We start from the raw sequence: 12,524 nt of genomic DNA, 5'->3' as shown, positions 1-12,524 counted from the left end.
AGCGGCACGCCAGCCGCAGCGGCGCGACGCGCCAGCGACAGCAGCCGTGGTTCGCCCAGCCAGCATCGATGGGTCAAGTAGTGCGCCTGAATCCGATATTTACCGATCAGCTTGCGCGCAGCGCGGCGCGAACGCACAGCTACTGGTCTGGTTCGCCGCGCATGACCCGAGGCCGCCCCCGAACCGGCTGCGAGCACCGCGTTTTCGTAGGCGCGCCAGGCCAGCGCGACCGCATGCTGCCGTGGTGTGTTCGAACGGTTCTGCAATGTGGCGGTGCAGCGAGTCAGCAACGTCTGAGGTTGCGCGCAGCGCGCGGCGGCGCGCAGCCGCTTCCACGCATTCGGTGCACGCCGTCGTGAGGTGATGAAAAGGCCGCGCACTTCGCGAACCGACGTGAGAAAAAGTCCGCGCAGCACGACACCGCTGACTGACTCCGGAAAGCGTCCCGCATAAGCGAGCGCAAGTGCCGCGCCCCACGAGCCACCGAACACTCCCCACTGTGCGAAACCAAGTCGCTTACGAATGGCTTCCAGATCGTCGAGGAGGTTTTCAGTGCGGTTGTGACGCACGCTGCCATAGGGAGTCGAGGCGCCGGTGCCGCGCTGATCGACCAGCACCACCCGGAAGCGCGTGAGGTCGAAAAGCCGCAAGACCCCCGGCTGACTGCCGCTGCCTGGGCCGCCGTGCAGCACCACCACGGGTACGCCATCCGCAGCGCCGGCCACCCCAAAAGCCACGTGGTGGCCATCACGTGTATGCAGCGCATCGAACCGGAGTGGCGGCAATAGCTGCGGCGAAGCGCTGCGCATCATGCGTGTCTTCCTTGGTGTGCGACTGGTTGACGGACCGACAACGGCGGCGCCAGGGTTGAGTGCGCCACTTCATACGAAATGCTTTTCGCCCCCAATATAAGTTGAAATGGCGCGCCGTGCCAACCGCGTTGCATGGCAAAGTCGCGTGTCCATGGCGCATGCCGATGCTTCTCTGCGTGAAAGAGCGTGGCGAGAAAGGTGTGAAGGGCGAGGAGGCGCGGTTCGCCTGCGCAGCGCGCAAAGCGTAATGCGCCACGAGCACGGCGAGCGCAATGCCTGGGAGGACGAAGCCGGTTGCGCAGCGCTGCCGCCACCGTGGCCGGGCGATCCAACTGCCCGTAGCCAGTGTGGCAGCGCCGCGTAGCCAGGCAGCGCCGAGGTTGGCGGGAATGATTGCAACGCCGCGTAGCGCGGTTTAAGCGTGCTTAACGCGTGGCGATATACATTGTGATTTCAAAACCGAAACGCATATCGATGTAGCCAGGTGTCGTCCATTGCATAGTCGTACCTCCTTTTCGTGCCAGGACCTGATGACACCGCCGCAGTCCTGGACGCGGCGTCGGCGGACTTGAGCCATCGCGCCCGCGAATGGCACGCGTGCCCCGGGGCTAAAGCGCCGAGCAGCGCGTCGACAGCCGAACCACGCGGCCGCGACGCATTGCGAACCGCTCGATAATGCGCGCAATTTGCCGCCCGGTAAACCATCTGCGAGGCTGCCCAAAGGCGGATCGTCAAAATGCGCCATTCGCGCTAAAGACAGTCTGGAAAAGAGGGTCGCTTTGGCCTACGCTTAAATGCGCCGGCTTTTTGGTGAGAACGATTAGAGCATTGCCATCCCCACAACCGGCCCGCACTGATCTGCAAACGAAGGTGTGAAACTGGACGCGTTCTGCCCGGAACGCCGCCGACAGGGTTGTGCCATCCCACGCTCGACGCCGCCCGCGAGGCGAGCGATGCTGCGTTCGCATGACGAAAACCCTAAGCAATAAAAAAACAGGAGACTGTCATGCAATTCACCCGCACTACCTTCTCGATTTGCGTATGCGGCATGGCGCTGCTAACCGGCGCGCCGCTCGCGTTTGGCGCAGACGAGGTGCAAAACAGCGCCACGACGACGTCTGCATCAATGCCGGACGTACTGACACCCGTGAGCCAGCAGCAGCTCGATGCCGCCGGGGGGGCTACCGCTAACTGGCTCCATCCAAACGGGTCGTACGCCCAAACGCGCTACTACCCGGGCACGCAGATCAACAAGACTAATGTCGCGCGTTTAAGGCCGGCTTTCATTTTCCAGACGGCGGTGAACGAATCGATGGAAACCGCGCCGATTGTCGAGAACGGCGTCATGTTCATTACCACGTCGTTCAATCACGTCTACGCGGTCGATGCGGTAACCGGCAAGGAATACTGGCACTACAAGCATAAGATGGGCCCGATCACGACCTTTTGCTGCGGGCCGAACAACCGCGGTGTCGCGATCTCCGGCGACCGGCTCTTCATGGGAACTTTGGATTCCAAACTGGTTGCGCTCGATGCGAAGACCGGCAGCGTGATATGGGAAAAGCAGATCGCGGATCCTGAAGAGGGCTACTCCGAAACGATGGCGCCGACGGTGGTCGACGACAAGGTGCTGATCGGCACCAATGGAGGCGAGTACGGCATTCGCGGCTTTGTCAAAGCGTTCGATGCGGCCTCGGGCAATCTGCTATGGACCTTCTACACGATTCCGGACAGCGGCCAGGAGGGCGTCTGGGCGACCAGGGACGCAACCGGCCGCGACATGAAGCGCGATATCTCCGCCGAGAAGCAACAGCTTGCCGCCAAGGGCGGAGACTTCTACAAGACGCTGGGCGGCGGCATGTGGATGACGCCTGCGGTCGACAAGGCGTCGCGCACGGTGTTCTTCGCGGTGGGCAATCCGTCGCCGGACCTGTATGGGGCCGTTCGTCCTGGAGACAACCTCTACACCGATTCGCTGGTGGCGATCGACCTCGACAGCGGCAAATACAAATGGCACTACCAGTACATTGCGCATGACCTGTGGGACCTGGATGCGGTGAGCCCGCCGATTCTCGCTGACGTGCGCGACACCGACGGCAAGATGATCCCAGGCGTGCTGCAGGCGGGCAAGACCGGTCACGTGTATGTGCACGACCGCAGCACGGGCCGCCTGATCCGCTATTCGGAAGCAATGATTCCGCAGGAGAACATGTGGACGCTGCCGACGGCCGAAGGCGCGCGCATGCTGCCGGGCGCCAACGGCGGAGTGGAATGGTCGCCCATGGCCTTCGATCCGAAGCGGCGGCTCGCCTACGCGGCCAACCTGCATCAGCCAATGACATATCAGGTCGAGGACGCCTCCTATCCGGGCGGCAGCAAGCTGTGGCTTGGCGGCGCTTTCAAGACCATTCCGAGCGAGGCGCAGTGGGGCAAGCTGGTGGCGGTCAACGTCGACACCGGCAAGATTGCCTGGTCATATAAAACGGACCAGCCGCTGATTGGCGGCGTGCTCGCCACCGCGGGCGGTCTGGTGTTCAACGGCGAGGGCAACGGACTGTTCCGCGCCTTCGATTCGTCGACCGGAAAAATGCTCTGGCAATTCCAGTGCGGAGCGGGTGTCAACGCGCCGGCAGTGTCGTACATGGTCCACGGCAAGCAGTATGTAGCCGTGGCCGCAGGTGGCAACACGCAACTCGACTTCAAGCGCGGCAACACCGTTCTTGTGTTCGCGTTGCCGTGAGTCGCACTATCGCTCTCATTCTGCAACCCGTCCGTTCACGTCGCCGCCTGGCTGCGACGCGGACGGCCATGCTGCTCGCTTGCACGAGCGTCGCGGCGCTGCTCGCCTCGCTACCCGTCGATGCCCGTGCAGATGCAGCGGCAGGGCAGACCAAGGCACAGGTCTGCGTGGCCTGCCATGGTCCCATGGGTAATTCCACCAACTCCGACTATCCGATACTTGCCGGACAGAGCGCGCGCTACATTTACCTTGAGCTGAAAGATTTTAAGGAAGGACGCCGAAGCGATCCACGCATGTCGCCGATAGCGGCGACCTTGTCGCGCGACGACATGATGGACCTCGCGGATTATTTCGCAGCACAAAAACCCGTGCCGGTACAGTTCAAGGCCGATCCGGCCAGGATTGAAGCCGGACAGAAAAAGGCGGCGGAAGTGCTCTGCACGATGTGCCATCTAGGCGGCTTTACCGGCCAGAACGAGATTCCGCGCGTGGCAGGTCAGCACTATCAGTACATCGTCAAGGAGTTGCAGGATTTTCGCGCCCACAGGCGTACCAATGATGCGGGCAATATGACCAGTGTGACCAAAGGGCTGTCCGACGAGGACATCGAGAACCTGGCGGCCTATGTCGCCAATTTGCAGTAATGGCATTGTTTGACGGGGGAATAACCATCATGAGACGCACCGCAGGACTTCTCTTAGGCGTTGCGCTAGTGGCGAGCACTTTGGGCGCCATACCGGCAAGCGCACGCGCCGCGGATAGCGCGCTCAATCAGCAGCTGCTCGCCGCGGCGCGCAGTGGCGATGACGCCGGCGTGCAGGCCGCACTCAATGCGGGCGCGATGGTGGATTCACGCAACCGCGTCGGCGATACCGCGTTGATCACCGCGTGCAAGAACGGTAAGTCGGAGATGGCGCAGACCTTGATTGCTCATGGGGCGAATGTGCTGCAGGCCGACGTCGCAGGCGTCACGCCGCTGATGGCGGCGGCCTATGGCGGATACGACGATCTGGTGGCCTTGCTGCTGGCGCGTGGCGCAGATCTGAAGGCAACCGACCGGATTGGCAAAACAGCAATGGAATACGCGGCGGGGCAAGGGCACACCGCTGTCGTGCAGCGCTTGCTGGACGCCGGGGTGGAAGTGAATCGGCTTTACAAGAACGATCTCACGGCGCTCATGTGGGCTGCGGGCTACGATCATCCCGATACCGTAAAGCTGCTGCTGGCGCGCGGCGCGGACCCGTCGCTGCGCGACAACCGCGGCATGACGGCGAGCGATATCGCCACGCAAACCGGGTCACACCAGGTGGCGACGGTGTTGACGTCGCATTAGCGAAGCCGCTTAAGCCAGGCGTTCGATCATCGCTTTTGCAGCAGCCGGATTACGCTCCTTAAAGCCGCTGATGATGTAGAGATAGACATCGTGTGCGCCTTTTTTCGCAGCGGTGCGGACCTCGACCGATTGCAGATCGTGCGGCACCGCACCTGCCGCCAGCTGCCGCGCGCGTTCGGTCCAATCATCTAGCGCCTTTTTCGCGTAGCCTTGCGCCTGCTTGTCCGTGGTTCCCATGATGCGCGCATACACGAACGGCGCCGTGAGATTCGCGATCTGCGGGTATTCGCTGTCACCGGCAAGCACAATTGCTACGCCGTATTTATGTGCGAGCGCAACGAACGTTGCGTCGCGAAAGCTTTCGTGCCTGACTTCGACCGCATGCCTGAGCGTGTGTCCGTCAAGTTTCGTGGGGAGCAAAGCCAGAAACGCCTCGAAGTCTTCCGCGTCGAATTGCTTGGTGGTGGCGAATTGCCAGTTGATGGGACCGAGCTTTTGCTTGAGGTGCGTGAGGCCGCTGGCAAAGAAACGCTCGATACTATCGCCGGCCTCCGCCAGCACGCGCCGGTTCGTCGCATAACGTGGGGCCTTGAGCGAGAAGACGAAATCGTCCGGCGTTTCGTCATGCCACTTCATATAGCTCTCGGGTTTCTGCAAGCCATAGAAGGTGCCGTTGATTTCTATCGTGGTTAGCTGACGGCTTGCATATTCCAGTTCGCGCTTTTGCGTGAGGTCCTGCGGATAAAACACGCCTCGCCATGGCGCATACGTCCAGCCACCGATGCCGATCCTGATTCGCGGTTTTGTGCGTGTTGCCATGTGTCGTGTTTCCCTGATGTTCCCGTTTGCCTGAATAACCAGCTAGCAAGTACGATGCCGCGCGGGCGAGGGTGCGGGCGTTATCGCGGCCATGTAGCTCACTTGCGGCTTCGGGTTGTCTTCGCCTCCACTTCCTCGAACCGTCGGCTCGCCTCCGCCACTTCGTGCCGAAACTGCACCAGCGCGACAAGCGACGTATCCGGCGGCTGTAGCGCAGCCCACAGTACCTCAATCAGGCTGTCCGCGGTGGCCTCGATATCCGTGCGCCGGTTTGCAAGCGTCGCATCCCACAACACGTGCTCCATTGGGCCGAACACCATCGAACGCAGCAACCGCAGCGGCACGTCCGCGCGAATTTGTCCCGTCTCCTGGCCGCGTGCAAGCACGCGCATCAACGGGGCGGTGTAACGCCGCTGCAATTCCGTGAGCGCCTCGCTGAGCTCGTGATGCCGCGCGCGGCCTTCGGACAATACCAGTGCGCACAGATCCGTGCCGTGTACCAGCATCAACCGCAAGTGCATCCGCACAATGAACGCGAACTGCTGCCGCACGCTGCCGTCCCGTGGCAGGCCGGTTTCGATCGCGCCGATGATTTCGTCATACCAGTCGCCGATCACCCGCGCGCACAACTCACGCTTGCCGCGGAAATAGCTGAACACGGTGGCCTCGGAAATGCCCAGACGCTGCGCGATCTCGGCCGTGGTGGCGCGCTCGTAGCCCTTTTCGGAGAACACGTCGCGCCCCGCCTGAAGAATCTCCTTCACGCGCTGCTGGGACTTGCGCCCTGCCGGCGCACGGCGCGACGCCGGCAGTTGAGCCCGGGCGGCGGTCGGGGTTTTGGCTTTCAGTTCAGCCACGCTTTGGCCTTGATATGAGTGAAGTTCAGATTTGTAAGCGGGAAACTCCTTTCGGGTCGAGTCTATCATGTCAAATGAAGCATAAAAGGCGCTGAGACCATATCTGAGTGTCACTCAGAAATACCTATTGACGTATACGTAAATCTAGCGTGAAATTCGGCTTGAGACAGAGCAATCGCTGGTCGCCGCATCCGCAGGCGGGGCCTGGCGCGAACGAATTCCTGGAGACACCGCAATGAGTAACCTGCCCGGTTTGCAATTCCCCCTTGGCGAAGAAATCGAAATGCTGCGCGACAGTCTCGCGGGCTTTGCGGCGAAAGAAATCGCGCCGCGCGCGGCGGAAATCGACCGCACAGACCAGTTCCCGATGGACCTGTGGAAGAAATTCGGCGATCTGGGCGTGCTCGGCATGACGGTGTCGGAGGAATACGGCGGCGCGAACATGGGCTATACCGCCCACATGATCGCCATGGAAGAGATTTCACGGGCGTCGGCTTCGGTCGGGTTGTCGTACGGCGCGCACTCGAACCTGTGCGTGAACCAGATTCATCGCAACGGCACCGAAGCGCAAAAGCAGAGGTACTTGCCGAAACTGGTGTCGGGCGAACATGTCGGCGCGCTCGCCATGAGCGAGCCGAACGCCGGTTCTGACGTCGTCAGCATGAAGCTGCGCGCCGACAGGAAAGGCGAGCGCTACGTGCTGAACGGTACCAAGATGTGGATCACCAACGGCCCGGATTGCGACACGCTGGTGGTCTACGCCAAGACCGATCTCGAAGCGGGTCCGCGCGGCATCACCGCGTTTATCGTCGAAAAAGGCATGAAAGGCTTTTCGGTCGCGCAGAAGCTCGACAAGCTCGGCATGCGCGGCTCGCATACCGGTGAACTGGTCTTCGACAATGTCGAAGTGCCGGAAGAAAACATCCTCGGCCAGTTGAACGGCGGCGTGAAGGTACTGATGAGCGGCCTCGACTATGAGCGCGCCGTTCTGGCAGGCGGTCCCACCGGCATCATGGTCGCCGTGATGGATGCCGTGGTGCCGTATATCCACGATCGCAAGCAGTTCGGCCAGTCCATCGGCGAATTTCAATTGATTCAGGGCAAGGTGGCCGATCTGTACACCACGCTTCAGGCGTGCCGTGCGTATCTGTACGCGGTCGGCCGTCAACTCGACACGCTCGGCTCCGAACACGTCCGTCAGATGCGCAAGGACTGCGCGGGCGTGATTCTCTACACCGCGGAGAAAGCCACGTGGATGGCCGGCGAAGCCATCCAGATTCTGGGCGGCAACGGTTACATCAACGAGTACCCGGTAGGGCGTCTGTGGCGCGACGCGAAGCTCTACGAAATCGGCGCGGGCACGAGTGAAATTCGCCGCATGCTGATCGGCCGCGAACTGTTTGCGGAAACGGCCTGACTGACGCAAGCGGTCATGCAGCCATGACCGGGCGGCGAACCAAAACTGCGGCGAACAGGAGAGCCTCGTAATGCCGATCATCGAAACAAAGCTGAATCCGCGCTCGGATGACTTTCGCACCAACGCGGCCGCGCTCGAAGCGCTGGTCGCCGACCTGCGCGACAAGGTGGAGAAGCTTGCGCTAGGCGGTGGCCAGGCGGCACGCGACAAGCACGTCGGACGCGGCAAATTGCTGCCGCGCGAGCGCATTGCGCAACTGCTCGATCCGGGCACCCCGTTTCTGGAGCTGTCGCAACTGGCGGCGTTCGGCATGTACAACGACGACGCGCCGGGCGCCGGCGTCATCACCGGCATTGGCCGGATTGCCGGGCAGGAGTGCGTGATTGTCTGCAACGACGCCACCGTCAAGGGCGGCACGTACTATCCGGTCACCGTGAAAAAGCACGTGCGCGCCCAGGAAATCGCCGCGGAAAACCGCTTGCCGTGCGTGTATCTGGTGGATTCCGGCGGCGCGAATCTGCCCAATCAGGACGACGTGTTTCCTGATCGCGATCACTTCGGGCGCATCTTCTTTAACCAGGCCAATCTGTCGGCGGACGGCATTCCGCAGATCGCGGTGGTGATGGGGTCATGCACCGCTGGCGGCGCGTATGTGCCGGCCATGAGCGATGAGTCGATCATCGTGAAAAATCAGGGCACGATTTTTCTCGGCGGTCCGCCCCTGGTGAAGGCCGCAACGGGCGAAGTCGTGAGTGCCGAAGACCTGGGCGGTGGAGACGTGCATACGCGGCTGTCGGGCGTGGTCGATCATCTCGCGCAAAACGACGCGCATGCACTGGCGATCGCGCGCAGCATCGTCGGCAATCTGAATCGCACGAAGCAGGTGCCGGTTGCGCTGCAGGAGCCCAAGCCGCCACGCTATGACGCAAAGAGCATTTACGGCGTGATTCCCGTGGATACGCGCAAGCCTTTCGATATCCGCGAAATCATCGCGCGGATCGTCGACGACTCCGCTTTCGACGAATTCAAAGCCCGCTACGGCACCACGCTCGTCACCGGTTTCGCGCATATCTGGGGGCATCCGGTCGGCATCATCGCGAACAACGGCATTCTGTTTTCCGAGTCGGCGCTCAAGGGAACACACTTTATCGAACTGTGTTGTCAGCGCAAGATTCCGCTCGTGTTTTTGCAGAACATCACCGGCTTCATGGTGGGGCGCAAATACGAAAACGAAGGTATCGCGCGTAACGGCGCAAAGATGGTGACGGCCGTGGCTACGGCGAAGGTGCCGAAGTTTACGATGATCATCGGCGGCTCGTTCGGTGCGGGCAACTACGGCATGTGCGGCCGCGCGTATTCGCCGCGCTTCCTGTGGATGTGGCCGAACGCGCGCATTTCGGTCATGGGCGGTGAGCAGGCGGCCTCGGTGCTGGCTACGGTCAAGCGCGACGGCATCGAAGGCAAGGGCGGTTCATGGAGCGCCGAAGAGGAAGAGGCGTTCAAGCAGCCCATTCGCGACCAGTACGAACATCAGGGTCACCCGTACTATGCAAGTGCGCGTCTTTGGGATGACGGCGTGATCGATCCGGCGCAAACGCGCGACGTGCTCGGCCTGGGCCTATCCGCTTCGATGAACGCGCCGATCGAAGAGACGCGCTTTGGCGTGTTCAGAATGTGACGCCAAGGCCAGCGAAGGAGTCAGTCCAGATGCAATACGAATCCTTGAACGTCGCCTTTGCGGGCCAGGTGGCAACCATCACGCTCAACCGCCCGGATGTGCGCAACGCGTTCAACGAAACCATGATCGCGGAACTCACCGCCACTTTTGGCGCGCTGAACGAGCGCGATGACGTGCGCGCGGTGGTGCTGGCGGCAAACGGCAAGGCGTTTTGCGCAGGCGCGGATCTGAACTGGATGAAGAAGATGGCCGGTTATTCCGACGAGGAAAACCGCGCCGACGCGCTGCGTCTCGCCGCCATGCTCTCGGCCATTTACGGTTGCAACAAGCCGGTGATTGCGCGCGTCAATGGCGACGCCTACGCGGGCGGCTTGGGCCTGATCTGCGCATGCGACATGGTGGTGGCCGTGGATACCGCACGCTTCTGTCTGTCCGAAGCGCGTCTGGGTCTGATTCCCGCCACTATCGCGCCGTACGTGATTCGGGCATTGGGCGAGCAGGCGTCGCGCCGCTACTTCATCACCGCCGAGTTGTTTGAGTGCGCAACGGCTTTGCGTTTGGGGCTCGTCAGTGAAGCAGTCAGTGAAGCGCAACTGGATCAGGCCATTCAGCAACTGGCTGATACGCTCTGCGCAAACGGTCCGCACGCGGTACGCGCCTGCAAGCAACTGGTGCAGGATATCGCGGGGCGTGAATTGAACGAGGCGCTGATCCAGGACACGGCAGCACGCATCGCCCGCGTGCGTGCCAGTGCGGAAGGCCGCGAAGGCGTGGCATCCTTCCTCGAAAAGCGTACGCCCGCCTGGCGCAACGGCTAGAACAACAGTCCCACTACGAGACATCTCATGTTCAACAAGATCCTGATCGCGAACCGGGGCGAGATTGCCTGCCGCGTCGCTGCCACCTGCAAGCGTCTCGGCATTGCGAGCGTGGCCGTGTATTCCGATGCGGACGCCAACGCGAAACACGTGGCGGCATGTGACGAGGCGGTCCATATCGGCGGGTCGACGGCGGCCGAAAGCTATCTGCGCTACGAGCGCATCATCGCGGCCGCGCGCGCGACGGGTGCAGAGGCGGTGCACCCGGGCTACGGTTTTCTTTCCGAAAACGAGGACTTTGCGCAAGCCTGCGAAGCGGCGGGCATTGTATTCATCGGGCCGCCGGTCGAAGCCATTGCCGCGATGGGGTCCAAAGCGGCCGCCAAGGCGTTGATGCATTCAGCCGCAGTGCCGTTGGTACCCGGCTATCACGGCGACGATCAGGACGCGCTCGTGCTGCAACGCGAGGCTGATGCGATCGGCTATCCGGTGCTGTTGAAAGCGAGCGCGGGCGGTGGCGGCAAGGGCATGCGCGTAGTCGGGCGCAGCGAAGAATTTGCGGCAGCGCTTGCTTCATGCAAGCGCGAAGCGGCGAGCAGCTTCGGCAACGACCGGGTGCTGATCGAAAAATATCTGACGCGTCCGCGTCACGTGGAAGTGCAGGTATTTGCGGATCAACACGGTGGTGCCGTGTATCTGTTCGACCGCGATTGCTCGGTCCAGCGGCGCCATCAGAAGGTGCTCGAAGAAGCGCCTGCGCCGGGGCTCGCCGCGGAACTGCGTCATGCGATGGGCGAGGCGGCGGTCGCGGCTGCACGGGCGGTGAATTATGTCGGTGCGGGTACGGTCGAATTCATCATGACCGGCGCGAGCAACTTCTACTTCATGGAGATGAACACGCGCTTGCAGGTCGAACATCCCGTCACCGAAATGGTGACCGGCCTCGATCTGGTTGAATGGCAATTGCGTGTCGCGGCAGGCGAGCCATTGCCGCTCACGCAGTCGCAATTGAAGCTGGACGGTCATGCGATCGAGGCGCGCATCTATGCCGAGCATCCGGCACGCGGCTTCCTGCCTTCCACCGGCACGCTCAAGCATTTGCGCATGCCGGAAGGGGTCGAATTTACGATTGGCGCGGGCGCGATGAGAGCGCCGGTGCGGATCGATAGCGGCGTGCGCGAGGGCGACACCATCACGCCGTTCTACGATCCGATGATCGCGAAACTGATCGTGCACGGTGCGACCCGTGACGAAGCCCTGGCACGCATGAGCCGGGCCTTGCGCCTGTGCGAAGTGGTCGGGCCGCATACCAACGTGGAGTTCTTGCAACGCATCGTGACGAGCGAGCCGTTTTCAAGCGGCGATCTGGATACAGGTCTGATCGAGCGTCATCATGACGCGCTGTTCGCGCCGCTCGGCAAGCCGTTGCGCGAGGCTTTCGCGCTGGCCTGTGCCGCGTTGCTCACGCGTGAAGGCGGCGTCGCGCACGGTGCGTCACCGTGGGATGCGTTGTCGCATTGGCGCCTGAACAGCGGCTATACGCAGACGCTTGCATGGCGCGACGTGGACAACGACGAAGCGTTTGTCGCGACATTTGCGCGCGATGGCGCCACCCAGACCCTCGAATTTGCGGGCCAGCGCGAGAGCTTCACGTGGTGGAGCGGTGCAGGCGCGCATGAGTTCGGCGCGGCAATCGGTGATTCGCATGTGACGGGCCGCGTGTTTGTCGATGGTGACGTGTTTCATGTGTTCTGTCTGGGTGCGGCGCTCGCGTTCGAATGGCAGAACCTGCTGGCGCATGCGGCGGATGCGGAACACGGCGAAGGACGCCTGACTGCGCCCATGCCGGGCAAGGTCATCGCGGTGCTGGTTGAACCGGGCACGGTGGTCGAGAAGGGGACGCCGCTGCTCGTCATGGAAGCCATGAAGATGGAGCATACGATCGGCGCGCCGGCAGCGGGCACGGTGACGGAAGTGCTGTATGCGGTCGGTGATCAGGTTGCGGATGGCGCGCAACTGCTGGTACTGGATGTCGAGTGAGACCGCTCGA

The 12,524-nt window shown here is 62.1% G+C and carries 11 protein-coding genes; 7 read left to right on the top strand and 4 right to left on the bottom strand.

Translation table 11 applies throughout. The features are described from left to right. Positions 1-812 (bottom strand): alpha/beta fold hydrolase (locus VGH41_RS18740; protein WP_331599016.1); only part of this gene is annotated, 812 nt, incomplete at its 3' end. A 425-nt stretch (positions 813-1,237) separates the two neighbouring features. Next, positions 1,238-1,312, bottom strand: coding sequence for a pyrroloquinoline quinone precursor peptide PqqA (pqqA, locus tag VGH41_RS18735; protein ID WP_109483689.1), 75 nt, complete (start codon positions 1,310-1,312; stop codon positions 1,238-1,240). A 506-nt stretch (positions 1,313-1,818) separates the two neighbouring features. Between pqqA and VGH41_RS18730 the strand changes: the two genes are divergently transcribed. The 3 genes from VGH41_RS18730 to VGH41_RS18720 all read left to right on the top strand — a co-directional run bounded on the left by VGH41_RS18730 (position 1,819) and on the right by VGH41_RS18720 (position 4,885). Further along, a complete protein-coding gene (locus tag VGH41_RS18730) occupies positions 1,819-3,552 on the top strand; it encodes a pyrroloquinoline quinone-dependent dehydrogenase (RefSeq protein ID WP_414696682.1) in 1,734 nt (577 codons plus the stop codon). A gap of 68 nt (positions 3,553-3,620) precedes the next feature. Further along, positions 3,621-4,196: a c-type cytochrome gene (locus VGH41_RS18725; protein WP_331599015.1), complete on the top strand. Its 576-nt coding sequence runs from the start codon at positions 3,621-3,623 to the stop codon at positions 4,194-4,196. A gap of 29 nt (positions 4,197-4,225) precedes the next feature. Then, positions 4,226-4,885, top strand: coding sequence for an ankyrin repeat domain-containing protein (locus tag VGH41_RS18720; protein ID WP_331599014.1), 660 nt, complete (start codon positions 4,226-4,228; stop codon positions 4,883-4,885). A gap of 9 nt (positions 4,886-4,894) precedes the next feature. Here the strand turns inward: VGH41_RS18720 and VGH41_RS18715 are convergent, their stop codons facing one another. Together VGH41_RS18715 and VGH41_RS18710 are read right to left on the bottom strand one after the other, a co-directional pair. Continuing rightward, positions 4,895-5,704, bottom strand: coding sequence for a DUF72 domain-containing protein (locus VGH41_RS18715; protein ID WP_331599013.1), 810 nt, complete (start codon positions 5,702-5,704; stop codon positions 4,895-4,897). A 98-nt stretch (positions 5,705-5,802) separates the two neighbouring features. Further along, positions 5,803-6,561 carry a TetR/AcrR family transcriptional regulator gene (locus VGH41_RS18710; RefSeq protein WP_331599012.1) on the bottom strand — a complete coding sequence of 253 codons (759 nt, stop codon included), beginning with the start codon at positions 6,559-6,561 and terminating at the stop codon, positions 5,803-5,805. Positions 6,562-6,796: 235 nt separating this feature from the next. Here VGH41_RS18710 and VGH41_RS18705 point away from each other — a divergent pair, with 235 nt between their 5' ends. From VGH41_RS18705 to VGH41_RS18690, 4 genes are all read left to right on the top strand, one after another. After that, positions 6,797-7,978 carry an isovaleryl-CoA dehydrogenase gene (locus VGH41_RS18705; RefSeq protein WP_331599011.1) on the top strand — a complete coding sequence of 394 codons (1,182 nt, stop codon included), beginning with the start codon at positions 6,797-6,799 and terminating at the stop codon, positions 7,976-7,978. 70 nt (positions 7,979-8,048) lie between these two features. Continuing rightward, a complete protein-coding gene (locus tag VGH41_RS18700) occupies positions 8,049-9,656 on the top strand; it encodes a carboxyl transferase domain-containing protein (RefSeq protein WP_331599010.1) in 1,608 nt (535 codons plus the stop codon). A 29-nt stretch (positions 9,657-9,685) separates the two neighbouring features. Further along, positions 9,686-10,474 carry an enoyl-CoA hydratase/isomerase family protein gene (locus VGH41_RS18695; protein WP_331599009.1) on the top strand — a complete coding sequence of 263 codons (789 nt, stop codon included), beginning with the start codon at positions 9,686-9,688 and terminating at the stop codon, positions 10,472-10,474. Between the two features lie 27 nt (positions 10,475-10,501). Continuing rightward, positions 10,502-12,514 (top strand): acetyl/propionyl/methylcrotonyl-CoA carboxylase subunit alpha, encoded by a 2,013-nt coding sequence (locus VGH41_RS18690; RefSeq protein WP_331599008.1) that lies wholly within the window; start codon positions 10,502-10,504, stop codon positions 12,512-12,514. Positions 12,515-12,524: the final 10 nt, after the last annotated feature.

It is taken from the genome of Paraburkholderia sp. (assembly GCF_036488795.1).
Lineage (GTDB): Bacteria > Pseudomonadota > Gammaproteobacteria > Burkholderiales > Burkholderiaceae > Paraburkholderia.
The sequence above is the reverse complement of the archived record's forward strand: the minus strand, read 5'-3'. Positions and strand labels throughout refer to the sequence as shown.